Source organism: Aneurinibacillus sp. XH2, from assembly GCF_001439585.2.
Taxonomy (GTDB): Bacteria; Bacillota; Bacilli; order Aneurinibacillales; family Aneurinibacillaceae; genus Aneurinibacillus; species Aneurinibacillus thermoaerophilus.
On the sequence record NZ_CP014140.1, the window covers coordinates 1,612,613 to 1,637,714 of the forward strand.

A 25,102-nucleotide genomic window follows, 5' to 3' on the forward strand; every position below is an offset into this window, starting at 1 on the left:
TTGTCTTTTCTCTTTGGTTTGGACAATTATCATAGGCAGATGTCTTTTTTAATTAAATCTTTTATAAATGGAGGATTTTGGTTTGACGAAAGAAAAACGCCACCCATTTGTAGATTTGCCTCTCTATATGCTTTATCCTGCATCATGATCTTATGCGCTTTTGCAAGGTTCCAATATGGAATCGTTGGCCACAAATGATGGGTAAGATGATAATTTTCAGCATGAATACTTAAGAAAAATGCTTCGATCCAATGACTAAATCTATTTCTTGTCATATACAGGCTCACTTTATTTTCATGTACCAGGGGATAATGTTCTGCTAACTCCACAAACCATCCTATAACCATAAAAGAGGTGAAGTAAGGTATAATCCAATATAAGATAAAGTAGTTAAATAAATCAAAATAAATAATACCTGATAATAATACTATCCAGTATATACTCATATTTACAAATTGCTTTATATTTTTGAACTTAAACATTCTATACTTAAAAACATAATATGCATAGTGGGCTAAACTTAATAGTAAAAAAGGTCTCAATACAAATTTAAATAAAAAATGTTTTTTGTCTTTTACACTATATAATCCGATATCTAAATGATATTTGTAATCGGGATCTTTCTCTTTGTCCCCAAGGAAAGGATGATGATTTGCTACATGTGAATCCCTATAATTATAAAATTCCTGTCCAATTAAGTAACCTGAGAAATATTTACCCAAAAAAATACATAGTTTTTTACTTTTTGCTAGAGAGAAGTGAGCTGCTTCGTGTAAAATAGTTGCTAAAGCTTTTTGTCTTCCGCCGATAACTAATACAGAAATAGGATATAGATACCAACTGTAAGTACCAAGCATAATAGCTCCAAATATGACTAAAAAGTCAAATAGTAAACCGATAAGGGCTCTATAGTTGTTAGATTCATGAAGCGGTAGTAATTGTGCCTTTATTTCCTCTGAAAACTTATAATTTACCACTACTTACACCCCTCTACATAATAATTACTTTGTGTAGATTGCTAATTTAACATTTAATAGTATTCGATGATTCTAAGGTGCAAGCATAAATCTACCAACAATATACTTTTCATATTTTTACTTCCCTTATGGGAGAAGTTCACTTCCTTTCTTTTGCTCTTCGGCACCTCCCCTTTCGAATATGATTATTATTTAAAATATTAAGGAGATAACATGAATAGTGTTATATTATTCTCCACAAAACAAGACAGCCCACTCCTACTAACAAAGATAGTACAATTTGTTTTTTCCATAATCCTATCCATAAAGCAAAGGCTCCAGCTACCATATACTCAGGATTCCATATGTTTGCAGGTGTATGAAAGAGAATTGGCGGAATTGTTAATGAACTAAAAACCCCGACAGGAACCATTCTAAGCCCACGTTGAACCCAAGAAGGCATTTCTACACGAGAACTTAAGACAAGCATTGGAAATCTTGTTAGATAGGTTATTACTGCCATTAGTAAGATGTATAATATTAGCTTATCGTTCATCAAAAATAACCCCCATTATTACAGCACTAAAAGTTCCCAAAATAACCGATAATGTCACTCCATTTAAGTGATACCCCAAACATGCAAGAGAAGAGGCAACAAGTGCTGTCTTTACATAAAATGTTGATTTTAAATTGATTGCCAGAAATCCAATAAAAGTTGCAATATAAGCAAAATCAAGTCCATATTTTTGAGGTTCTGAAATCAATGTACCAAAAGCAGCCCCAATTAATGTGCTGAGGGTCCAAATCATTAAATCAACCACTCCAGCTCCACAATAAAAAGGAAGACTTGTTTTCTTTCCTTGTGATAGATAGGTTGATTTAAGAGCATAGGTTTCATCATTTAACATCCATGCTGCACCCATCAGTTTCCAGATGGGAATATCTCGAAAGTGGGGTCCTAAAGATAATCCATACAATATTTGCCGTGCGTTTAACAACATAGTAGATATAAGAATAGGAAATCCTGCTACACCTTGGGAAATAAAGCCCAAAGTGGCAAATTGTGATGATGCCGCATTAACTAAAAATGAAAACAACACGGCTTCTGTTACGCTGAATCCTGCTTGCCTCGCAAGAAGACCAAACACTAATCCATCGATAGTACCGGCTAACGCGACGGGTAGGATTTGCTTCGCCCCCAATAGAAATTGCTTTTTTTTATCAGGTGCGTCCATAATTTGGTCACTTATTTGCTTTGAATTATTTCTTAACAATTCCATGTAGTTTCCCTCCTTTTTGGTATATAAATAATAAATAATAATTCATGCAAAATTCGTTCCAGAAATATTCATAATACAAAGTAAATTTAGAGTATAAAAATGCGGTTAAATATTACCAAATATATTGAAATGCAAAAAATTAAGCGTGTTGACGCAAAAAAATTTGCTATAATTTGATAAAAACAGAGTAGATGCAAAAAATTTTGCTGTGAATTAATAAAAATAAGACTTTGTTATCGTTTGTCGTTTATTTTATAACCAAATAAAAACAGCCATCTTATATTAAGGTGACTGTCAGGTTGCCAAGACTTTTTCGACAACCTGTGACTTACACAGTAAGTCTTATATTTGGAGGTAACCATATGCCCCTCATTGAAATGAGAGGCATTCTGCGACTAAATCGTAAACTAAAGCAACGAATAAATTTCTCCGGCTGCTTATTTTAGTTCAAAGGTATATATGTCGGCAATATTAGTACTTATTTTATCAAATAAAGGGGAGGAATAATCATAATAACTTGCAATACCCGCTACTATAAGCAATACTACTATAAATATAATGAAGAACATAGCGAACAATGTATCTTTGGAAAAAATAATTTTCTTTAGATGATGAAATTTTTTTCTCGCTTTATATTGTCTTAAATAAATGACATTGGATGTAGAAGCCATTTTTACTCCCTCACTTTTTATCTAAATACCAAGTTTGTGTTAATATGTTTTACATTTATTATCATGTTTATGGGGCTCTTTTGACAAAGGTGGTCCATCTCCATGAAAGCGGCAATCATATCCATTGAAAACTAATGAAAACGTACATCATGCTATTTATTCTTACTATTTTGTCGTTTTTCACTGTTTTTCATTACTATTGACCTACATGACTTTTTATCAGGACGTTAAGCCAGAGCCTAGTGTGCCGAATATGGACTTTAGCAATGATATGCACCTTGACTGGAATGCGTTGAATCTTGCAAGAGATGTGGTCTCGTATTTTGACAGCTTCCCGTAGTTCGGCATAAACACCGGTCGGAAAATGGGTGCGGAGTACCGTCCAGCTTTTATGAGATGTGCGATTACACGTGCATTCTTCGGATCGTTCTGCGTTGGCGAATATTTCATTCATTACAGGAATGCTCCTTTTATATGAAAGATACTTTTTATAGATAAAAAAGCAGAAGCGATTCATCTCCCACCTATAGAGAAAAGGAATTTTTCGCTACTTTATGTTAAATCACACTATACCAGGAAAAGTATTTACTACACAATATTTTCCTGATATATATATAAGTAACCATTAAAAAAATAGGTGCTGCCTATTTTTTTTTAGTTGTTGCTTAAAAAGGAACGAAAAGAAAAATGTTTGAAAACATCACTTCAACAACGAACGAAGTAGAAGAGTAAGAATTTATACTTAAGATGGGGGGAAGGCTTGTTGGATCTAAAAGAGTTGATTCGTTTTCTTAATAAATTAGAGGAAAATCATATATTCTATAAGTTAGGTAAAGTGAGGAATGAAGCAATTATGGTTGAGGTAGCCGTTCCAGGTCAACGGTGGGAAATAGAGTTTATGGAAGATGGTACAGTAGAAGTTGAAAAATTCATTAGTAATGGAGAGATTTATGATAGTAAAGAGTTAAAGTTTCTGTTTGAAAATTTCAGTGATTAATTTGGATAAAAAGAATAAATTTTAATTCTATTCCATAAGCATCCTATTCCAATTTGGAACAGGATGCTTTTGTTATATTTGGTTAAAAAATATATACAAGTTAAAGTTATGTAAATTAATGTTGCTTATAAATAGGTGAAAAGAATTATGTGTTAGTTGAAGATATTAATAAGGATCTACATGACATGGGGAACTAAGGGCAAACGAATCTCGACAGTTGTTCCCTCTTTTTCTTTTGACTGTATCAGAATACTTCCTCGCATTTCCTCAACTAACCTTTTACATATGGACAAACCTAATCCCGTTCCGTCTTCTTTCGTTGTAAAAAAGGGCTCAAAAATTTTATTTATGTGATTTTCCGGAATCCCTATTCCATTATCGACAAAAGTTAAAATCGCTTCTTTGCTGTCTATCGAAGGATACAAATTGATGAGTAAGAGTCCTCCAGGATGTAGCGCAGAGATACTGTTTTTGATAATGTTAAGCATGATTTGTTCGATATATGAAGAGATTCCATAGGTGAAAAGAGTAGTTGATGGCAGAGATAAATGAAGAGTAACGTTCTTTTCTAATGCAAAGCATGCAGCTAACGCATGAATTTTTTGGAAAATTTGATTGATATTTACTTTTTCCCAGCTTCTTTTTCTACTGTCTCCTTTACGCGCTAACAAAAGGAAATCATACACCAGGTTTTCGATTTTTGTAATTTCGTTAATGCAAATATCGATGTAATTCAAAAAATTATTTGTATTTGCTGTTTTATTAAGGACCATTCGTTTCATCAGTTGTTGAAAACCTTTAATACTGCAAAGCGGATTTCTGATTTCATGAGCCATGCCCGCTGCCATTTGCCCCATAATTGATAGTTTTTGATTATGCAAATAATGGATTTGTTTATCTTTTGCAGAAAGGAAGCCGTTGACACAACTGTTAAATCTCGCATTTAGAATTTCAAAAAGCCTAGAGATCAGAAAAGAGCGTTCTTCTGGCTTGGAGAGATGAACATTAATTAAAGAACAAACATAATCAAAAGAATGTATTCGAATACTATGTGTTAGCTGGAGGAATGTTTCTCGATTCATTTCTTTTACTTCTCCAAAATAAAGCCCTACTTCATAGCCTGTTTTCTCCAGCTGTTGTAGCGCTTCTATATATTCCTCATTCTCTTTAAATAATATTCTCGCCACAGTAGTATATATTGAATATAAAGAAGTTCTATAGGCTTCAAGGTCTTCAATAACTTTATGGAAGTTTTCTGTTTTTTGTAGCATATTTTGAATATGCGCTTCGATCATGTTTGGAACTTTTTCGATAATTAAATACAACAATTTTTCTTTATCCTTATGTGTTTCAATCATTCGTTTTCCTTCCTCAGTAAGTATGAATTTTTTAAAATGGGTATTTAGAGATGAAAATAGCAGCATTATTTCCACCGTATCCATGAGAAGTAACAACAAAACTGTCAACTTCCGTTTGAATGGTATCATATACAATAGACAGTTCCGGATAATCCTCTCGAACCGCATTCACTGTACTAGGAATGAAATTCCGTTCCATTCCAATAAGAGAAGAAATCATTTGTGCTCCTGCACTTGCTCCAAACGTATGACCGGTTATACTTTTTATAGAAGTAATGGGAACATCTTTACCAAACAACTGCATATGGTTGATAGCTTCAATCCTATCGTTTTCTTTCATTCCAAGTGCCTGGCTATTGACATATGTAGGCTTTCTATGTTTAGTTACCTTTTCTAAATCACGAAGCAAATGTTTCCCTTCGCTGTCTGAAAAAAATATTCCTTTTCCATCGTTTGATGTACTGACCTCGTCAATGACACCTAAAATCTTTGTTCCCCTTTTCAGAGCGCTCGATTCTCTTTCAAGCACTAATACGCTTGCTCCTTCAGCGATGACAAATCCTCCGCTCTTTTTTGAAAATGGAACGCCCATCATATGTAGCTCTTTGTCTTGTGATAAACATCTTATTTTTCCGAAGGCATATATCACTGTTTTAGAAATAGGCGCATCGGCCCCCCCTACGATGCAGATGTCTAACTCGCCAGAACGCAAATACATAATGGCATCCTGGATGGCATCAATGCTTGCTGCGCATCCTGTGGCTACGGTTCTCGTAACTCCATTTACCCCTAGAAACTCTGCTATTGAAGAAGCTAAGCTATGATAATGGACGATCCCACATCCACTGACAGGCATATCTTTCAGATTATTCTGTTGGGCAAGAACGACAATCTCATCGTATCCTAGGGTTCCCCCTAAAGCCGTTCCGAGGAAAATTCCTGTTTTATATTGATCTAAATGGATATTTCCTGTCATTTGTAGCGCTTCCTTTGCGGCTGACATAGCCAGAAGACTGATCCTAGGGTATCTTCTATACTTTTTATTCTGTATTTCTGCTAATCTATCATGTACAACCCCGAATGCGATATTTTTTCCTTCCGTTCCTTCTCCTATGTAAAGGTCTAGAGCGCTTTTTCCCGTTAAAAGAGTATCGGCAAAGTGATTTACATTATATCCACCTGGAACTTTGATTCCATATCCTGTGATAACGACTTTCTCCCCTTTCACATATTATTCCTCCTTTGGAATTTAAATAAAATATACATAAATTTTATCTAAGAAAATAAGATCAGTAAACGATAATTTGGAACCCCATTTATCACTCACCATTTGTCCCCTTGAGTACATATTTGCATAGGATGGTCTATGTTTATAAATGTTACGAAGTAGACATAAAACTATTTTGAGTTAACCGCTCAATGCTTTAGGGGGTATATGGTGCTGTTATATCTTTGATTAAATTAATCCGGGGATAAATGGCCTGATTTTTGATTGGATGGGCGCTGTTTTGAAATAGGGGGAGTATGATGATAGTATCAGAAGATAAACGAAGGGGCCGTGTCAGATAGGTGCAATTTTTGCATGTCTTTATACCTATTATCGCTTTGTTTTTAGTGATAATATATTCCTGCTGAAAAAGGTAAACTTATTGAAAGATAAGGACGCAAAACTATAGGGGCTTCTATCTTTAAGATATGCCAGCCAGTTGCCAGGAGGAATATATGAGAAGAAAAATGTATCGAGTTGTTGATGCGATAGTGGATTTTTATAAACTTCTAGAGAAACACCATGATGAGTCACAGCATTATTATATCTTTACTAGTTTTTTTAAAGGTCTGCTTAGAGAGAAAGCGATTGGGGAAACATTACCAATAATAGAACTAATCACTATTCTTAAACATGAAAAACCAACCATATTTTTTACGATGAAAAAACAGAAGGAACATTGGTTAGATATCATTAGTAGTGTTGAATTGGATATTGAAGAAGCAAAAGAGAGAATTAAGCGTATGATAGACGAAAATAGTTTGAGATAAAATGTTAGAATGCCTACCATTGGAATTAGATTTCTCTGTAGTGTCATGTTAAAACATTGTCGGGGTATTTAGAGGAAGAGTGCAGCAAAAATAATAATGCCCCGCTGCCCATTTGGGTGGCGAGGCTTTGCTCTATAACCATCGGTATCAGCTACAGCTATCTTTTTTCTACATGATTCATTTTTTCCCGTCACATAAAGACGGTTATCATCTAGAGCGAAACTTTCAGTCCTGGGTGCTTTTGTAGAAATGCAGCTGCTATTTCCATATCCTTTGTAGTTTGAACACTTCTTGTATATATCCATATGTTGAAACGGGTGACATAATCATTTGATAAAAAAGAACAAATAAAAGAAAACCGAGAAAGTTTTTACGAACTTTTAAATGTAAGGAGGTAAAAACATATTTTTTTTGAAAGAAATAAAGGAAACTATAGCTTATTAAAGTGAGAGGTAAAACGAGTAATGTCATAGGTCCAACAATCCAATAGTAACCGAACCATGCAAGAACAAGGCCAGGAATCCAAAAGAATGTGTATGCAAAGTCCAAATAAGGCATAATCAAATTAATAAAGGTTAAGTATTTTGTATATAGCTGGGGTTGTTCCCAGGGTTTAATTTCCTTTAGCCCTTCAATCATTCCTCTAGCCCAACGAGAGCGTTGACGAACAAAGTGTTTCAAACTGGTAGGTACTTCTGTAAAAGCTACTGCTAATGGTTCAAAATAAATTTTCCCCCCTTTTTGTAAAAGTCTCCATGTTAAGACAATGTCCTCACCGATTGCATTAGGCCATCCCCCGATTTCTTTGAGGCATGAAGTTTTGTATATGCTATAGGCTCCTTGTGCAACAAGTGTTCCCTGATATAAACCCTGAAGCCGTTTAATAGAAGCAATTCCTAAAAAATAATCCCATTCCTGTATCTTTGTCCATATATTATCTCGACTATTTTTAACAAGAATAGAGCCTGCCACTGCACATATCTCTTCTGAACTACTTTTTATTCTGGCTACGATATAACGAATAGCGGATGGATGCAATAATGTATCTGCATCTAGTGTAATTACATATGGAGTCGTAACATATTGTAGTCCTTTGTTTAAAGCATGAAACTTTCCAGGATGCTCTTCGTGAAAAATTGCAATATCCAAGTCTAGTTCCTGTTTTGCTTTTAGTATTTCGGAAACAGTATTATCAGTTGAACCGTTATCAATAATCATCGTAGTTATTTTACCTTTATAATCTTGCTTTGAAAGATATCTTAATGTATTAAATATTTTTTCTTCTTCATTATAAGCAGCTATTAGAACGGTTACAGAATCGGTGGAAAACTCATTCTTGAACGGCGGCTGTCGATCAAAGACTAAGCTTGCAACAAGAAAAGCATTCATATATCCTGGAATATATGAAATTCCTATAATAATGAGCAGAGCGAAAGGAAAAGAAATAATACTTGATAAATCCTTTAACCAAGGCATGGAAATATAAATGGAAAAGCACATCCACAAAAAAGCGATAAAATGACTTAGCCAAAATTTTGTACTTACAGGAATGTAAATTTTTTTTATTGTTTTAGTATTTGTATTAGAATGAATGTCTGGATGCATAGTACCTCTTGTAGGAAAACTTTATTTTTTATCTAATGAACTTGTTGAATCATTCTCAATCAGAAAAAACAAAAATTCGCCATTTTCTTATATGATGTAAGTACGATCAAACAACCATAAGAAAGGCGAACATACATAATCATACCACTTTATATTGAAAAAGAAAACCCACTCCTTATCTTTCATAACTTGTGGCTCAGCAGAACCGCTAAGGAAGATGGGGCGGCCTACAGCACCGAGATATACAGCGAAGAAGAAAGCGCTTGTGATTGTGGTGGTCATTAGTGCTGATTTACGAGCTGCTTTTGTACTTGGATTTGTATAGAAGCGGAGCAGAATGAACGTAGCCATTTCACTAATAAGCAGGAATTTTGAGTGATTTAGCGTAACTATTAAAAAGGGAAAAACTAAATGATTCAAAATTCTAGTTGGGAGGTATTCGTCAATATTCTTCCGGGTAGAGACAGAGATGAAAAAGACAAACGTTCCGTTTATTTTACAGACCCTGATGGACATAAATTCGAATTTCACACAGGTAACTTGAATGACCGATTATCTTATTACAGAAGTGAAAAGCATCATATGGAATTTTTTGGTTTGTAAAAGATAGAACAGCGGTAGTATGGAACAAGAACGTTTTATTCTCTGTCCGTTGACTTTCTAGAAAATCTGTGTAAAAATGAACTAACGAACGTTAGGGAGGTGAACGGGAGATGACGATCCATCGCATAAAAAAGGTCGCTCTCGCTCATTTTGCCAGACATGGGTATGAAGGGGCTTCCCTTGCACATATTGCTGATGAGGTGGGGATAAAAAAGCCATCGATCTATGCACATTTTAAAGGAAAAGACGATCTTTTTCTAAAGGTGATCGAGGATGTTATTAGTGATGAAGCGGAGTTTGTAACTCATTTTTTTGCGCGTCATGCAAACATTCCTTTACACGAGCGTTTGTATAACTTTTTGAGCCAGTATAAAGCACGGTATGAGCATGATGACAGAACGAAATTTTTGCTACGCATCACATTTTTTCCGCCAACCCACTTGTACGATGAAGTCATGCACGATGTTTACATTTATCTGGATAAACTCGAAGGTCTTCTTATTCCGGTGTTTGAAAAAGCGATAGAGGAAGGCGAGATTCGTTCTGTCGGTGCGGAGCGGGCCGCTGTCGCGTTCATGGGTTTGCTTGACGGGCTCCTCGTGGAAATGTTATATGGCGGAACGGAACGATTCATAAGAAGGTTACATGCTTCCTGGTATTTGTATTGGCGCGGATTATCTATATGAATAATAAAGAAAAACACAGGAGAGGCAATGGAATGAACCGAAACTGGATATTGGTATTGATTGCCGGCTTTTTTGAAGTCGCATGGGTTATCGGACTCAAGCATGCTTATAATTTTTGGACATGGGTTGGGACGATAATAGCTATTTACGTTAGTTTTGATTTGTTGATTCGCTCCTCAAGCAGACTGCCGGTTGGCACCGTATACGCCGTTTTTACAGGAATCGGAACGGCTGGAACCGTAATCATGGAGATGCTTGTGTTTGGCGAACCGTTTCAATGGGTGAAAGTGTTGCTTATTTTATTATTATTGATAGGCGTAATTGGGCTGAAGGTTGTTACGAAAGAATCGGAAGATAACGTTGGAGCTGAAGCGGAAGGGAAATGAAAGGAGACAGAGGATAATGGGTTGGATCTATCTTATCCTAGCCGGCTCTTTCGAAGTGGTCGGCGTAACAGGAATAAATAAAGTAAATAAACAAAAAAATTGGCAGTCAATTGCCATACTGGTTGGGGGATTTTGTTTGAGCTTTTTCTTTCTTTCTCAGGCGATGAAAACGATCTCCATGGGAACGGCGTATGCCGTTTGGACTGGGATTGGCACGGTAGGAAGCGCGCTTGTCGGTATGTTTATATATGGGGAATCAAAAGAATGGCGTCGGGTTTTGTTTATTAGTATGGTTCTTATGGCGGCAATTGGACTAAAATTCATTTCATGAACTTCTTAATTGGCCCTCTCTTTTTTCTTTAGACTAAAGATAGGGTCATTAAGCTGATCCTCGCATGTCAAGGCATGCTAGGATGAATTTAGCCTGCTTTATCATCGATTTTCCTCCTTTTCCAATGTGTATAACCTTTAACATAAAAAAGAAAGATAACCGGGAACGCATAGGCGGTGAAATAACTTATCCACCCCCACCACTCTTTCCATAGTTCAAGCACTTTATAGGATGGTTTGAAGAAGAAGAAAACAACCACAAAGAGCGGCAACAAAAGGTACGGCAGCTGCCAGTCTTTTTTATTACACAACTGAGAAAAGGTATCCGTAACAAAAAAAAGGTAGGGAATGGACGAGGTTGAAAAAAGAAAAATGTAAAATGCTACAAAGATAATTTCCATTCGTTCGAGAAATGGAAACTCGATCGGCTTGACAAGTGTAAGCGTGGGCCATAAAAACTGCGTAATTTCATCTGGGCTAAAATAAACAAAACAGCTTAACGTAATATGGAGATAAACAAGCAGGGTAAGGGCATTGGCAATCACAACCCCTTTGGCTGCGGCTTTTTTATTTTTTAGATAAGGATAGAAAAGAAACGCCAACTCAAATCCAAGGAAGGCAACGGTCGTCGTTTTCACCGCAGAAAGGATCGGCATCCATCCTTCTTTCAATATGGGCAGCAGATAAACCCAGTGACTATCTTTGAGCGGGATGATTAATAATATTGGCAGCCCGAGCGTAAAGAAAAAAACAAACTCGGCATAACGTCCGATGAGCCGTACACCTCTACGTATAATCATATAGGTGTTAATCATAAGCAGGGTAACGATTAAATAACTGGACGTGTTCGGCAAAATCCATATTTGAATAATGGATATGGTAACAAAAAGAATGACCGTGATAGCGAATAAAGAATATAACATCCAGATCACCATCATGGCTTTTCCCAGTCCTTTTCCCAGATACCGTGTCATCAGCTCAAGCATGGTATCCCCTGGATGATTGGCCATAAGATGAACAATACATAAGCTAACGATTGTAGCGAGGATCGATCCGATAATAATCGAGATCCAGCCGTCCGTGCCTGCCGTCTTAGCCACTTCAGCCGGAAGAGTTAGGATGCTGGTTCCTACCTGGGTGCCATGAATAGCCAGAATATACTGGAGTAATGTTATTTCTTTCTTGACGAGTCTGCTCATTGATCTTCCCTGCTTTTTTTTCTATTCCTTTGCCGTTGTAATTGGCTGGGCCGAATCGATACAGGGCGCTTCTTCATCGTCTGTATCGGTAAACGAACAAACGTGTCTTTCATATCTGAAAGACGCAACGGCGAAATGGGGGCACTATACGGTACTCCAAGGGATTCTAAAGAGAGTAAATGAACGAAAACTGCCATCATTCCAGATATGATACCCACTATGCCAAAAGCAGAAGCGAGAAGCATCATCGGAAAACGAATCAGCCGTATCCCATTCGACATTTCTATATTTGGAATAATAAAAGAAGCAATTGCGGTGATGGATACGACAATGACCATGATATTGCTTACAAGTCCGGCTTGAACCGCCGCCTGTCCGATGACAATTCCACCGACAACGCCTATGGTTTGACCAATGGGCGTCGGGAGCCGGACCCCTGCTTCCCGAAGCATTTCAAGTACAAGTTCCATAAGCAGCGCTTCGAATAGAGGTGGAAAAGGAACCCGGTTCCGTGATTCTGCAACCGATAAAAGCAATTCAAGCGGAATCACTTCGTAATGAAAGGAAATGATCGCGATATAGAAAGCAGGTGTAAAAATCGCGATGAAAAATCCAGCGAAATGCAGGAGTCGGATAAACGAAGCGGCGAGCCATCCTATATTATAATCATCCACCGTTTGAAAAAAAGCAGAAAAGGTCATCGGCCCAATTAACACACCCGGCGTGCGGTCTACAACGATAGCGATTCGCCCTTCAAGGAGATGAGAGGATGCTGTATCCGGACGTTCCGTCACGGTAAGCTGCGGAAAAGGTGTATACAGATTATCTTCAATGAGTTCTTTTAACTCTCCAGTGGTGAGAATCGTATCAACATGGAGCGATGTAATTCTGCTTTCGACTTCTTGAAGAGTTTGTGGATTTGCCACATCTTCCAGGTAAAGCAGCGAAATTTTTACACGTCCTCGTTCCCCGATCATTAATTCTTTCACTTTTAATTCCCGGCTTGGGATGTAGCGGCGAATCATGGCAATATTTTGAGCGGCTGTTTCAATAAACCCTTGATGTGAGCCGTTTTTGACTGACAATTCCGCCTGTGGTTCCTGAATCGCCCGCTCCGGCCAATTCTGTGTTTCAAGTTCAAGGGCAGAGTCATGTCCATCAATAAAAAGAATGCTTTTTCCAATCAGGAGGGCTTGTTCAATCTCCGACCATTTCTGGACTTTTTTGATCTGCCCTATTGTTACAGCAGACTCCAGAGAATCTTTTTCATTATATTCTCCATATAAGAGCGGACGCAGAATATCCGTGTTAATGACGTTTTTATCTACCAGGCCATCCATATACACAAGAATAGACTTCTGTCCTGTTTTCAATGGAATCTCACGGATCGTAAACTCAGGAATCCCGCTAAAGAGCATGGATACATGCTGGAGATTTATGGAGGCAGAAGAGGCGATCATACTGTGTAAGAGATCATGATCCTTTTTCTGCCTGCGAAATGCTTGTTTACCCCGCAAAAAATAACGAAAGAAAGACATGATTTCACCTTTTTTGTGAGCGCATTTTCATATTGTTTATTATAGGGAATTAGATAAATAGATATACTTAAGAGATGCTTCTACTGTATTATCCTTAATAAGATTGAAGGAGAACGGTCTTTGTTTTTGCTTAAAACCGTGGGCTTTCAGACGGCACTTTCTGTAAACGAAGAAAAACTCATAAGGCGCGTACTACATGTTGTTTTTAAAAGGATTTTATTTCTAACTTGGAGAATGAATGAAGTGTTAATCTATACCCTATAAAGATTGGCTTATAGAGGTTAACATATCATAAGAGAGGAAGATGGAAACATGTTTTATAAATTGCGAATATTTCTTCTTATATGTTTATTCATGTTACTCGTTTCGGTTTCTATTTCCGCTGTCGCGGCAGCAAATAGTCCAGCACGGGTACAGCAGGCGTATTTTCCTGCAAAAGTCGTTTTTGTAAATCAACACTCCCTTTGGTTTGTAAATGGGTATCAGGCAGGCGCGCAACCTGTTCCATTAACGAAAAAAGGTATCGCATCCCCTATCGGTTGGTCATCGACAGGAGAATGGTTCGCTTACATGTGGGAAGAGAAAGAAGACTATGATCATACAAAAGAGCTGTGGGTTGTCAACCCGACCAAAAAAATTTGGCGCTTAGTAGAAAAAGATGCGGACATCATTGAAGGGCATCAGGCTTGGTCGCCCACAGGTGCTATGATTGCCTATATGACATCCCATTTTAGTAAACCGGAAGATAAGAGGTATAGCTCCATTAAAGTCGCAAATTTGAAAGGGGATAAACCTGTAATTACTGCCATTGTGTCTGACAGGCCGTATGTAGAAGACTTTACTTGGCATCCGGACGGAAAAAGCCTCACGGTATCATATATGAGAACGGAGCAACACCCAATGACGGTGGAACGTGTCGCGCTCGATGGAACAAGCAGTGTATTATTTAATATCGGCGAAACAAAAAAAGCGGAGGAAGAAATATATTCATCGGCTATTGTTGGCATGAAATGGTCGCCTGATGGAGAGTATCTTGCCTACTTTATTCGGCCGAACTCTGGTTCAATGTCCGCTGATGCCAATGACATTGAAGCAATAAATATAAAAACGAAACAGCGAATTGCGCTTGGGGGAGGACTGAAATATCCCGCTTGGTTTGCTTGGTCACCTGATAGCACACAGCTCGCTTACATCGATGGAGAGGGGAGAGAAGCAGTAAGCGATAAAGCGCTTTGTATTTTTTATACAAAATCCGGGAAGATTGTACAAGCCGGACAGAAAGGAACAGCGGATATTCAGCCTGTTTGGAGCCCTTCCTCTCCGGCGCGTCTTCTCTTTATACGTGGCCCGGTCACGAAGTGGAACGATTACCAAAACCGCCGCATTTGGCAAAGGACGAGCGATGGGAATGAGCAAGCGGTAACTTCAGCCGCGCGAACGGTTACGGACTATCATGCGGTACCGCTCGCGGACGGCAAAGGTTTCCTCTTTCTGCGTTCATCATTAAGTAAACAACCTGTTGGCTCGCTGTATTTTCAATCTTTTTCTGCTTCTAAACCTGTAGAATGGATACGCGGGATTGATTGGAATCCAGGATATTACGGCAATTTTTTGCCTGCAACGTTTTCCGTTTATCAAGATTGAACGTTTCATTGTTCAGAGCATGCGCCGCTTTTCACGCTGCTTCCTTTTCGACAGGCGCTCTTTTGCCGGGGTGCTTCATCAAGTCAATGGTATAGCCGATGATCACTCCGGCAAGCGCGGGCACAAGCCAGCCGATCCCGTGTGCATACAGCGGAAATTTTACCAGTACCATGTTCCATTTATGTGCCAAGAACGCTGTGTTTATCATATCAACCATACTGAAAAGGCCGACAAATGTTACGGTTACGATGTAAATCGAAGAATAGCTTCTTATATAATCATGAACCAGTGCCAAAACGATGAGTACGATCGCGACAGGATAAATGGCACCAAGAATCGGAACGGATACATTCAAAATTTCGGTCAACCCTAGGTTTGCGGTTGCCATGCTCCATACACAGAAAATGATGGCCCATGTTTTATATGGAACACGCGGAAAGACGCTTGTGAAAAATTGACTGCATGACGTGACCAAGCCAATGGATACACATAAACAAGCCAAGGTAAACACAACACTCAGCAGAATCGTGCCGCTCTGGCCAAACAAGTGAGCCATAACATGTGTGAGGACTTGGGCCCCGTTTTCTACCTGTCCGTAGGGACCGCCGTAGGCACCGAGGAATCCAAGAATAAGATAAATGGCTGCTAGCAGTAATCCGGCCCCAAACCCGGCATACATAACGCAGGTGGATAATGTCTTCTTGTTCTCTACCCCTTTCGCTCGCAGCGTGTTTGCCACCACAATCCCGAAGACGAGCGATGCTAGCGCGTCCATGGTCAAGTATCCATCCAAAAATCCCTGGAAAAACGGGTTAGGTCCATAATCTCCCTGCGGTGTACCAGTCTCACTTGTCGGCATTGTTAGACTTTTGATAAAAATGATGAAAATAAGTGTTAAGACAATGGGTGTCAATAGTTTTCCGAAACGATCCACCAGTTTAGATGGCGAAAGACTTAGCCAGAACACCAGTCCGAAAAAAATGGCCGTGTAGATGAGCAGAACGGCTGGAGCGGTGGCCCAATCCTCAGGTAGCAGCGGCCCTGCCCCCATTTCAAACGCTAGGCTTCCCGCGCGCGGAATCGCCAGTCCCGGTCCGATGGACAGATAAATAATGAGCGGAAAAATAAAGGCAAACACCGGGTGAACACGGCGGGCAAGCGTTTGGAAACTGCCGGCTTTGGCGACGGCGGCGACTCCCAAAATCGGCAACCCGACCGCAGATAGAATAAAACCGGTAAGAGAAATCCAAACATGTTCGCCAGCGGAAAAGCCGAGAAAAGCGGGGAAAATAAGATTACCAGCCCCGAAAAACATGGAAAACAACATAAAGCTTACAAATATGAGATGTTTCTTCGTGAACTTCTTCAATGTCCAATCACCTTCTTTGTTCTGTTCTTCTATTGAATAACTTGAGCGTGCTCCTGATGCCGTGCGGCGAGGACATGAATCGTAACAAACTTGCCTGTTGTTTTACTCATAAATAATAGCAGGATTATATCAATCTCTCGCAGTTTATTACAAGTGTAGAAATGAAATTTTAAATTTTAAAAATAGAATAATCTTTTTGATATTAAATTTGTGGAATCATGAACTTGGGGATACCTACAGAAAGGATGCTTGAAAAACTGATTACGATTGCGAAAATTATTGAAGTAAAGGGCTTTTTCGATAGGGGTAAGGGGTTGCGCGCACTCTTTACCTTTTCTATGTGGAGCGTGTTTCTTTTGTTGTAAACAGATGGATCGGGTGGAATTTTTCGATAAAATAATATATTTATCCTTGCAAAAATAATAAAAATTTATTGACGCTATATTTACAGTGCAATTATACTAAAATTATAATTTACGTTAAAATAACGTTATATAAATTTTTGTCATAAAAATTTGTGTGATTTCTGCACAAAAGATGAAGAGAGGAAGGTGTGCATGGAAACGGAAACTGTAGTGCTTGAGAGAGAACAGTATATCGCGACAATAAAGCTAAACCGTCCAAATGAATTGAACGCTTTGAATTATGCCACACTTGTCCGCCTGGGAGAAATTGTAGAAGAAATTGCACAAAATCCGAAAGATATTCGTGTTGTGCTGGTAGCGGCGGAAGGGCGGGCGTTTTGCGCCGGGGCCGATTTGAAAGAGCGCCGTACGCTCAATGAACAGCAGGTGCGCCGAAATGTGCGTAAAATTCGAGACGTATTCTCTGCGCTGGAGCGAATGCCTCAACCGACGATTGCGGTAATTAACGGGTTTGCGTTTGGCGGTGGTTTTGAACTGGCACTTGCTTGCGATTTCCGGTTTGCGGTAAGGGATGCAAAAATGGGACTGACTGAAGTAAGCCTTGGCATTATTCCGGGAGCAGGTGGTACGCAGCGATTGCCGCGTCTAATTGGGCCATCGAAAGCAAAAGAATTAATTTTGACCGCGCGCAAGATTACCGCGGCCGAAGCATATGAATACGGGATTTTAAACGGAGTGTCTGAGACGGTTGAAGAAGCGCGGGAGAGAGCGCGGGTTCTGGCAGAAGAAATAATCGCCAACGCGCCGCTCGCCGTGTATCAAGCGAAATACGCGATCGATAAGGGAAGCAGCGTTGATTTGCAGACAGGGCTCGATCTGGAGAGTAAAGCGTATGAAGTCATTATCCCGACAAAAGACCGAGTAGAAGCGCTGGAGGCGTTCCGTGAAAAAAGAAAGCCCGTGTTCTCAGGGGAGTAAGCGAATATGACAAAAAATGACTGAATATATTTGTAATTCAAAACTGTAAGCGCAAACGTTTGAAGGGCAGAATAAGGAGGGAAGCAGTATGATTTTTAATAAGGAAATGGAAACGATGTCAAGGAGAAAGATGGAAGAACTGCAACTTGAAAGGCTGAAAGAGACGGTAAAGCGTGCGTACGAAAACGTGCCGTTTCATCGGGAAGCGTTTGCCAAAGCGGGCATCAAACCGGAAGATATTCAGTCGCTAGAGGATTTGCGCCGACTTCCGTTTATGAAGAAAACCGATCTGCGTGAAAATTATCCGTTTGGCCTGTTCGCGGTCGGACAGGAAGATATTGTGCGCATTCACGGTTCTTCTGGTACGAAAGGCAAACCGACCGTCGTTGGCTATACGAAACAAGATATTGAGAATTGGTCGGAAATGGTGGCTCGCGCCATTTGCTGTGCGGGAGGCCGCCCAGGTGATATATTCCACAATGCGTATGGCTACGGTTTGTTTACGGGCGGTCTCGGTTTGCACTATGGTATTGAATATTTGGGAGCCGTTGCTGTTCCGGTATCTGGCGGTAATACGCCCCGTCAGATTACGCTGATTCAGGACTTTCGTCCGCGCGGCATTTCCGGTACGCCGTCATATATTCTTAACATTGTGGAGGAAATGAAGAAGCAGGGGCTCAACCCGCGCGAGACGAGCTTGGAATACGGCATTTTTGGAGCGGAGCCGTGGTCCGAAGAGATGCGCGCACAGTTGGAGGAAGAACTCGGCATTAAAGCGGTGGATATTTACGGATTGAGCGAAGTAATGGGACCTGGCGTTTCGATTGAGTGTTATGAGGCACAGGATGGCCTGCATATCGTGGAAGATCATTTTATTGCCGAAGTTGTGGACCCTGAAACCGGAGAGCCGCTGCCATATGGTGAACAAGGAGAGCTTGTGTTTACATCGCTGACTAAGCAGGCGTTCCCGGTCATTCGCTACCGCACCGGAGATATTGCGTCGTTGAATCCGGAACCGTGCAAGTGCGGACGGACGAGCATGCGTATGTCCCGCATTAAAGGTCGCGTAGACGATATGCTTATTATTCGCGGGGTGAACGTGTTTCCGACTGAAATTGAATCGGTGCTGCTTACATTTAAACAGCTTGCTCCACACTATCAGGTTGTTATTAAACGCGAAGGCCCGCTGGACAGTTTTGAAATTCATTGTGAAACAACGCCAGAATACATGAGCCAGGTTGTGACGCTGGAAGGAAATGAAGAAGTAGCACGTCTTGTAAAAGCAATCAGTCATGAAATGAAGAACACGCTGGGCGTGTCTGTCAGGTTGTGTCTAGGAAAGCCGAATACGATTCCGCGCAGTGAAGGCAAGGCGGTGCGCATCGTCGATAATCGTAACAAGGTACTGTCGTAGTTTTTGTTTGATTTATCTTTTTTTTCGCAATCTTTTATTTTATAGGGGGGCGGAGTATGGGGTATGACTACATTAAAGTAGAGCGGGAAGGCGCGGTCGGTGTGATTGCGCTGAATCGTCCAGAAGTGTTGAACGCGCTTAATTTGCAGCTCATCGACGAATTAGTGACCGAACTGGAACGGATGGATCGGGATGATTCGATCCGCGCCATCGTACTAACGGGAAATGAGCGGGCGTTTGCGGCTGGGGCTGATATTGGTGAGATGGCCGATGAAGCGGCAATTTCAATGCTTTTGAAAGATCAATTCGCTGTTTGGGATCGTATCGCGGGCATTTCGAAGCCGATTCTTGCGGCTGTAAGCGGTTTTGCGCTTGGTGGTGGCTGCGAGCTGATGATGAATTGTGACATCATAATCGCTTCAGAGACGACAAAAATAGGACAGCCGGAAATTAAGCTTGGCGTTATGCCGGGCGCAGGTGGTACGCAACGCCTGACGAAAGCGGTCGGCAAGGTGAAAGCGATGGAAATGCTGTTGACGGGAGAGCCGATTTCGGCGGACGAAGCGCTGCGCTACGGATTGGTGAATAAAGTGGTGCCAGTAGAAATGTACTTCCACGAAACGATGAAACTCGCACGGAAAATTGCGGAGCAACCTCCCATTGCGGCCCGGTTGATTAAAAAATCCGTGCTGAAAGCGATCGACAATCCATTGAGCGAAGGATTGGATTATGAACGCAATTGTTTTTATTTGCTGTTTGCGAGCGAAGACCAAAAAGAAGGCATGCGCGCTTTTATTGAGAAGCGCAGGCCGAAATTCAGCGGACGCTAAGGAGGCGCATGATTATGTACGAGACGATTTTATATGATGTGATGGAAGGAATAGCGACGATTACGCTCAATCGACCGGAAAAATTCAATGCGTTCACCGAGAAAATGCACAAAGAAATAATTGACGCGTTAAAACAGGCCGGGAAAAGCTCAGACGTTCGCTGCCTTATCATTACTGGCACCGGAAAAGCGTTTAACGCGGGCCAGGATTTAAGCGATATGCAGGGGGTAGAAGTTGATTTTGGCGAGTTTTTGCGCAAGCGCTATAATCCAATGATTATGCAAATCCGAAATACCGAAAAACCCGTTATTGCCGCAGTGAACGGCGTGGCGGCGGGCGCAGGCATGAGTCTAGCGCTGGCATGCGATATTCGGCTTGTATCAGAGAAGGCGTTCTTTACTAATGCATTTATCAACATCGGACTTGTGCCGGATTCAGGCGGCTGTTACTTCTTGCCGCGCATTGTCGGCATCGGCAAAGCGCTGGAGTTGGCGATGACAGGCGAAAAAATTTCGGCTGAGGAAGCGTACCGTATCGGGCTTGCCAACAAAATTTGTTCGGCCGAAAACTTTGAAGCCGAAGTGAAAGAATACGCCGCGCGTCTAGCGAAATTGCCGACGAAAAGCATCGGTTTAATTAAACGGGCGATGTACAAGGGAGTGGAAATGAATTTGGAGGAGACGCTTGAATATGAAGCGTACTGTCAGGACATTGCGGGCAGTACTGCGGATCACAAAGAGGGCGTGCAGGCATTTTTGGAAAAGCGCTCTCCTGTTTTCACAGGAAAATAGCAAGGAGGAGAGGATATGACAGCGTATCAGATCGGGGTTATCGGCGCCGGAACGATGGGGGCGGGTATCGCCCTCGTGTGTGCTAGCAAAGGGCACCGCGTGCTTTTGCTGGACGCGGATCGGAACGTGCTGGAAAAAGCGCAAGCGTATTTGCAGGCGACATTGACCCGCAATGTTGAGAAAGGCCGGATGACGGAACAAGAAAAAGAAGCAACGTACGCGAGAGTATCCCCGGTAGAAGATATGAATCGGCTCCGAGGGTGCGATATCGTAATTGAAGCGGTGCCGGAGCGGCTTGCGCTTAAGAAATCGATTTTTGCTTCCCTCGTTACTATTTGTCGGGAAGACGCGTTACTGTTAACGAATACGTCTTCTCTTTCTATTACGGAAATCGCAGGCGGTCTGAAACATCCGGAACGTATTCTTGGACTTCATTTCTTTAATCCTGCGCCGGTTATGCCGCTTGTAGAAGTCATTCGCGGGAAAAAGTCAAGCACGGAAAACGTGAATCGGGTATACCGATTTGCAGAAGAATTGGGCAAGGTTCCAGTTCTGGTCGAGGATACGCCTGGTTTTATCGTCAATCGCGTGGCGCGTCCTTATTATAATGAAGCGTTGCGCATTATGAGTGACCGCGTGGCAGGGCCGAAACAGATCGACCGGATTATGAAAAAAGCGGGTGGCTTTAAGATGGGGCCGTTCGAATTGCAGGACATGATTGGCATTGATATTAACTTTGCGACGACCGAATCGGTGTACACAAATTTCTTCTATGAAGGGCGTTTTAAGCCGAGTCGAATTCAGCAGCGGATGGTGCAGGCGGGAAGCCTGGGCCGGAAAACAGGGGAGGGATTTTATGATTACAGCAAATAAGGCGGTGGTTCTCGCCGGCACAAGTCCCCTGGAGCAAGAGTTGCGCGAAGCGATGTTGGAAAAAGGGTACCGCGTTCTTTCAATAGATGAAGCAAAAGAGTACGGTGGAAATATTACGGTAGCCGTTGAAGTCACGAATTTTGATCTGGAGACGAAAAAGGCGGCCGTGCGGGATTTGGATAGCGTGCTTGCACCGGATGTGCCGCTTCTTTCTACATCGCTTGCCGTGACGGCGACTGAGATTGCCTCGTGGGCGGTGCATCCGCAGCGCATTGTAGGATTTGGCACATTTGCGCCGCTTGCGGCGCGCGAGCTGATTGAAATGGCGCCGGCTTTGCAGACCGAAGGAACGTTTATGGTACAGGCTTCCGCTTTTTTGGAATCGCTCGGCAAAGAGGTAGAAACGGTAGAAGACGAAGTCGGACTCGTATTTCCGCGCATTCTTTCGCTTATTATTAATGAAGCGATTTTCACGGTCATGGAAGGCACGGCGACGCCCGAAGATATTGATACGGCCATGAAGAAAGGCACGAACTATCCGTACGGCCCGCTGGAGTGGGCGGATATGATCGGTCTGGATGAAATATATGCCGTGATTAAAGGGTTACACCAAAATATGTTGGAAGAGCGTTATCGTCCAGCTCCGCTGCTGCGCAAAATGGTGTTAGCCGGACGGATCGGACGCCGGAGCGGCCGAGGGTTTTACACATATGACGGACAAGAGGTGCCGATAGCATGATAACGGGAACCAGAAGAGAAGCGTATATAGTAGCCAGCGCGCGGACGCCGATCGGTAAGCTGGGCGGCAGTTTGAAAGACGTGCCGATCGACGATTTGTCTGCCGTTGTAATGAAAGAAACGCTGCACCGTGCACAGATAACAGGCGAGCAAGTCGACGGCGTGATTATGGGCAATGTCATTTCGGCCGGTCCATTCATCAATATTGCGCGCGTCGGCCTGTTGAAAGCTGGACTACCGGAATCTTTGCCGGGGCTTACGGTGAACCGGGTCTGTGCTTCGGGACTGGAAGCGATTAATCTCGCGGTTCAATCCATTCAGGCCGGACATGCGGATGTGATGCTGGCGGGAGGTGTGGAAAACCTGACCCGTTCGCCGTATATTCTAGAGAAATTCTCGCAGCCGTATCAACGGGGGCCTCAGACGTTAATGGAGTCGTTCGGCGGCCCTCGTTCGGCGCCCGTATCCATCTACGGGGAACTAACCATGGGGGATACGGCCGAAAACGTGGCTGAGAAATTCGAGATTAGTCGCGAAGACCAAGATAAATTTGCGTTGGAAAGCCAGCGGCGCGCAGTTGCGGCGATCGACGCTGGAAAATTTGCGGAGGAAATCGTGCAGGTGGAAATTCCGCAACGTAAGGGCGACCCTGTTGTGTTTGCGGAAGATGAATACCCTCGCCGCGACACGACGCTTGCGGCACTGGCGAAGCTTAAGCCGGCGTTCCGCAAAAACGGAACGGTAACGGCGGGCAATTCATCCGGCATTAATGACGGGGCGGCTGCGGTGTTGGTGATGAGCGAAGACAAAATCAAGCGGTATGGAGTCAAGCCATTGGGCCGTGTCGTGCACTTTGCGTGCGGCGGGGTAGATCCGCGGATTATGGGCATTGGCCCGGTAGTCGCCATCCGTAAGCTTTTGAAGGAGACCGGGCTTTCGATTGATGACATTGATTTATTTGAGTTAAATGAAGCCTTTGCGTCCCAGTCGCTTGCCTGCATTCGCGAATTAGGACTTCCAATGGAAAAAACGAATGTGAACGGCGGTGCCATTGCGCTCGGCCATCCGCTTGGGATGAGCGGCGCTCGGCTTTTGGGCACGATTTTATACGAACTTCGGCGTCGTGGCAAACGATATGGTGTCGTCTCTTTATGCATTGGGGGTGGCCAGGGACTTGCGACGCTTGTAGAGACGGTATAGTAGTGGGGGCACAAGGAGAAAGGGGAGAGAAGCTATGAGAACGCCTGTCATTATTGATGCGGTGCGGACGGCTATTGGTCGACACGGAGGCGCGCTGAAAGATGTACGTCCGGACGATTTGGGCGCCGTGGTTATCCGCAAATTGTTGGAACGTAATCCGGAGATAGCTCCTGAAAAAATAGAGGATGTCATTTTTGGCTGCGCCAACCAAGCTGGAGAAGATAACCGCAATGTAGCAAGAATGTCGCTTTTGCTCGCGGGCTTACCTGTAACGGTACCGGGTGTGACAGTGAACCGTTTGTGCGGTTCAGGACTGGAAGCGGTGAATCAGAGCGCAAATGCAATTGTGGCCGGCTGCGGCGACGTATATATTGCCGGAGGAACAGAGAGCATGACCCGAGCCCCGCTCGTGGTGATGAAACCTGGTGCTGCCTATCAGCGCGGCAACCTGCAATTGCACGATACGACGCTTGGTTGGCGTCTCGTCAACGATAAATTGGCGGCTATGTATCCGCCTATTTCGCTTGGGGAAACGGCGGAGAACGTAGCAGAACAATACAGCATCTCACGCGAAGATCAGGACGCATTTGCGCTTGCCAGCCAGCGAAAATATGCGGCGGCGCTTGCAGCAGGCAAATTTGCGGCTGAAATTGTGCCCGTAGAAATTCCACAGCGTAAAGGTGAGCCAATCGTATTTAATCGGGACGAACACCCGCGGCCGGATACGACGATGGAACAATTAGCCAGGTTGAAACCGGCGTTTAAGCAGGGAGGCACGGTAACGGCAGGCAATTCGTCGGGATTAAATGACGGGGCAGCCGCTTTATTGCTGGCCGAAGAAGAGACGGCGCGTAAACTGGGGCTTAAGCCGCGGGCAAAAATCGTTGCGTCCGCAGTTGCGGGCGTCGATCCTTCAGTTATGGGGATCGGGCCGATCCCGGCGACGCGTAAAGTGTTGGCGAAGGCCGGTTTATCGATTCATGACATTGATTTGTTCGAAGTGAATGAAGCGTTCGCCGCGCAAGCGGTGGCCTGTGTGCGTGAACTTGGCATCGATATGGAGAAGGTCAATGTGAACGGCGGCGCTATCGCGCTTGGTCATCCGCTTGGTATGAGCGGTGCGCGCATTTTGACCACGCTATTGTACGAAATGGAACGCAGGGAGGTACGGTACGGTCTTGCCACGATGTGCATCGGTGTTGGGCAAGGTATTGCCACCATTATCGAGCGCGTATAACGTATAAAACGAAGAAT

24 protein-coding genes, 2 pseudogenes and 1 riboswitch are annotated in these 25,102 nt (G+C 42.4%); of the genes and pseudogenes, 15 read left to right on the forward strand and 11 right to left on the reverse strand.

Translation table 11 applies throughout. From position 1 onward, the window contains the following. Positions 1 to 29: 29 nt before the first annotated feature. From gntB to ACH33_RS20065, 4 genes and pseudogenes are all read right to left on the reverse strand, one after another. Positions 30 to 977 carry a guanitoxin biosynthesis L-arginine gamma (S) hydroxylase gene (gene gntB / locus ACH33_RS08000; RefSeq protein ID WP_057898539.1) on the reverse strand — a complete coding sequence of 316 codons (948 nt, stop codon included), beginning with the start codon at positions 975 to 977 and terminating at the stop codon, positions 30 to 32. Positions 978 to 1,200: 223 nt separating this feature from the next. Next, positions 1,201 to 1,512, reverse strand: a complete 312-nt coding sequence (locus ACH33_RS18650; protein WP_082705952.1) for an AzlD domain-containing protein — start codon at positions 1,510 to 1,512, stop codon at positions 1,201 to 1,203. Further along, on the reverse strand, positions 1,502 to 2,236 hold the full coding sequence (locus ACH33_RS08010; RefSeq protein WP_057898540.1) for an AzlC family ABC transporter permease: 735 nt from the start codon (positions 2,234 to 2,236) through the stop codon (positions 1,502 to 1,504). The genes ACH33_RS18650 and ACH33_RS08010 overlap by 11 nt, the downstream gene beginning before the upstream one ends. Before the next feature lie 975 nt (positions 2,237 to 3,211). Further along, positions 3,212 to 3,348: pseudogene (locus ACH33_RS20065) on the reverse strand (IS110 family transposase); the annotation flags it as partial. 322 nt (positions 3,349 to 3,670) lie between these two features. Here ACH33_RS20065 and ACH33_RS08025 point away from each other — a divergent pair. Beyond that, positions 3,671 to 3,904 carry a hypothetical protein gene (locus ACH33_RS08025; protein WP_057898543.1) on the forward strand — a complete coding sequence of 78 codons (234 nt, stop codon included), beginning with the start codon at positions 3,671 to 3,673 and terminating at the stop codon, positions 3,902 to 3,904. A 176-nt stretch (positions 3,905 to 4,080) separates the two neighbouring features. Here ACH33_RS08025 and ACH33_RS08030 read toward each other — a convergent pair whose 3' ends face one another. Together ACH33_RS08030 and ACH33_RS08035 are read right to left on the reverse strand one after the other, a co-directional pair. Then, positions 4,081 to 5,262, reverse strand: coding sequence for a sensor histidine kinase (locus ACH33_RS08030; RefSeq protein WP_057898544.1), 1,182 nt, complete (start codon positions 5,260 to 5,262; stop codon positions 4,081 to 4,083). Positions 5,263 to 5,293: 31 nt separating this feature from the next. Further along, complete coding sequence (locus ACH33_RS08035; protein WP_057898545.1) at positions 5,294 to 6,490, reverse strand: beta-ketoacyl synthase N-terminal-like domain-containing protein; 1,197 nt, start codon at positions 6,488 to 6,490, stop codon at positions 5,294 to 5,296. 401 nt (positions 6,491 to 6,891) lie between these two features. Next, positions 6,892 to 6,976, forward strand: a riboswitch (cyclic di-GMP riboswitch). Between the two features lie 8 nt (positions 6,977 to 6,984). Here ACH33_RS08035 and ACH33_RS08040 point away from each other — a divergent pair. Next, positions 6,985 to 7,299, forward strand: coding sequence for a hypothetical protein (locus tag ACH33_RS08040; protein WP_057898546.1), 315 nt, complete (start codon positions 6,985 to 6,987; stop codon positions 7,297 to 7,299). A 258-nt stretch (positions 7,300 to 7,557) separates the two neighbouring features. Here ACH33_RS08040 and ACH33_RS08045 read toward each other — a convergent pair whose 3' ends face one another. Next, complete coding sequence (locus ACH33_RS08045) at positions 7,558 to 8,904, reverse strand: glycosyltransferase family 2 protein (protein ID WP_057898547.1); 1,347 nt, start codon at positions 8,902 to 8,904, stop codon at positions 7,558 to 7,560. A gap of 87 nt (positions 8,905 to 8,991) precedes the next feature. Beyond that, positions 8,992 to 9,324, reverse strand: coding sequence for a hypothetical protein (locus tag ACH33_RS20070; protein ID WP_091260612.1), 333 nt, complete (start codon positions 9,322 to 9,324; stop codon positions 8,992 to 8,994). A gap of 21 nt (positions 9,325 to 9,345) precedes the next feature. On the opposite strand from ACH33_RS20070, the pseudogene ACH33_RS08050 reads away from it, so the two are divergent. The 4 genes and pseudogenes from ACH33_RS08050 to ACH33_RS08065 form a co-directional block, all read left to right on the forward strand. Next, positions 9,346 to 9,507, forward strand: a pseudogene (locus tag ACH33_RS08050) (metallothiol transferase FosB); the annotation flags it as partial. A 110-nt stretch (positions 9,508 to 9,617) separates the two neighbouring features. After that, positions 9,618 to 10,193, forward strand: coding sequence for a TetR/AcrR family transcriptional regulator (locus ACH33_RS08055; protein WP_057898548.1), 576 nt, complete (start codon positions 9,618 to 9,620; stop codon positions 10,191 to 10,193). Positions 10,194 to 10,225: 32 nt separating this feature from the next. Continuing rightward, a complete protein-coding gene (locus ACH33_RS08060; protein WP_057898549.1) occupies positions 10,226 to 10,579 on the forward strand; it encodes a DMT family transporter in 354 nt (117 codons plus the stop codon). Positions 10,580 to 10,595: 16 nt separating this feature from the next. Continuing rightward, the gene (locus tag ACH33_RS08065) at positions 10,596 to 10,910 is read left to right on the forward strand and encodes a DMT family transporter (protein ID WP_057898550.1); all 315 of its coding nucleotides are present in this window, start codon (positions 10,596 to 10,598) and stop codon (positions 10,908 to 10,910) included. A gap of 88 nt (positions 10,911 to 10,998) precedes the next feature. Here ACH33_RS08065 and ACH33_RS08070 read toward each other — a convergent pair whose 3' ends face one another. Together ACH33_RS08070 and ACH33_RS08075 are read right to left on the reverse strand one after the other, a co-directional pair. After that, complete coding sequence (locus ACH33_RS08070) at positions 10,999 to 12,108, reverse strand: GerAB/ArcD/ProY family transporter (protein WP_057898551.1); 1,110 nt, start codon at positions 12,106 to 12,108, stop codon at positions 10,999 to 11,001. Continuing rightward, complete coding sequence (locus ACH33_RS08075) at positions 12,105 to 13,646, reverse strand: spore germination protein (protein ID WP_057898552.1); 1,542 nt, start codon at positions 13,644 to 13,646, stop codon at positions 12,105 to 12,107. Before ACH33_RS08075 ends, ACH33_RS08070 begins: the two co-directional genes overlap by 4 nt. Before the next feature lie 354 nt (positions 13,647 to 14,000). On the opposite strand from ACH33_RS08075, the gene ACH33_RS08080 reads away from it, so the two are divergent. Beyond that, on the forward strand, positions 14,001 to 15,290 hold the full coding sequence (locus ACH33_RS08080) for a TolB-like translocation protein (protein WP_162265012.1): 1,290 nt from the start codon (positions 14,001 to 14,003) through the stop codon (positions 15,288 to 15,290). A gap of 31 nt (positions 15,291 to 15,321) precedes the next feature. On the opposite strand, the gene brnQ is transcribed toward ACH33_RS08080, so the two are convergent. Further along, positions 15,322 to 16,659, reverse strand: a complete 1,338-nt coding sequence (gene brnQ / locus ACH33_RS08085) for a branched-chain amino acid transport system II carrier protein (RefSeq protein ID WP_156424019.1) — start codon at positions 16,657 to 16,659, stop codon at positions 15,322 to 15,324. A gap of 557 nt (positions 16,660 to 17,216) precedes the next feature. On the opposite strand from brnQ, the gene ACH33_RS08090 reads away from it, so the two are divergent. The 8 genes from ACH33_RS08090 (at position 17,217) to pcaF (ending at position 25,085) form a co-directional block, all read left to right on the forward strand. Continuing rightward, positions 17,217 to 18,002: an enoyl-CoA hydratase-related protein gene (locus ACH33_RS08090; RefSeq protein ID WP_057898554.1), complete on the forward strand. Its 786-nt coding sequence runs from the start codon at positions 17,217 to 17,219 to the stop codon at positions 18,000 to 18,002. Positions 18,003 to 18,090: 88 nt separating this feature from the next. Beyond that, complete coding sequence (paaK, locus tag ACH33_RS08095; RefSeq protein ID WP_057898555.1) at positions 18,091 to 19,416, forward strand: phenylacetate--CoA ligase PaaK; 1,326 nt, start codon at positions 18,091 to 18,093, stop codon at positions 19,414 to 19,416. Positions 19,417 to 19,472: 56 nt separating this feature from the next. After that, a complete protein-coding gene (locus tag ACH33_RS08100; protein ID WP_057898556.1) occupies positions 19,473 to 20,246 on the forward strand; it encodes an enoyl-CoA hydratase-related protein in 774 nt (257 codons plus the stop codon). A 14-nt stretch (positions 20,247 to 20,260) separates the two neighbouring features. Next, the gene (locus ACH33_RS08105; RefSeq protein ID WP_057898557.1) at positions 20,261 to 21,037 is read left to right on the forward strand and encodes an enoyl-CoA hydratase-related protein; all 777 of its coding nucleotides are present in this window, start codon (positions 20,261 to 20,263) and stop codon (positions 21,035 to 21,037) included. Positions 21,038 to 21,052: 15 nt separating this feature from the next. Next, a complete protein-coding gene (locus ACH33_RS08110; protein ID WP_057898558.1) occupies positions 21,053 to 21,910 on the forward strand; it encodes a 3-hydroxyacyl-CoA dehydrogenase family protein in 858 nt (285 codons plus the stop codon). Continuing rightward, complete coding sequence (locus tag ACH33_RS08115; protein WP_057898559.1) at positions 21,894 to 22,649, forward strand: 3-hydroxyacyl-CoA dehydrogenase family protein; 756 nt, start codon at positions 21,894 to 21,896, stop codon at positions 22,647 to 22,649. Before ACH33_RS08110 ends, ACH33_RS08115 begins: the two co-directional genes overlap by 17 nt. Next, entirely contained in the window at positions 22,646 to 23,848 is a 1,203-nt protein-coding gene (locus ACH33_RS08120) for a thiolase family protein (RefSeq protein WP_175493602.1), read from the forward strand. Before ACH33_RS08115 ends, ACH33_RS08120 begins: the two co-directional genes overlap by 4 nt. A gap of 34 nt (positions 23,849 to 23,882) precedes the next feature. Further along, entirely contained in the window at positions 23,883 to 25,085 is a 1,203-nt protein-coding gene (gene pcaF / locus ACH33_RS08125; protein ID WP_057898560.1) for a 3-oxoadipyl-CoA thiolase, read from the forward strand. The last annotated feature ends 17 nt before the right edge of the window (positions 25,086 to 25,102 follow it).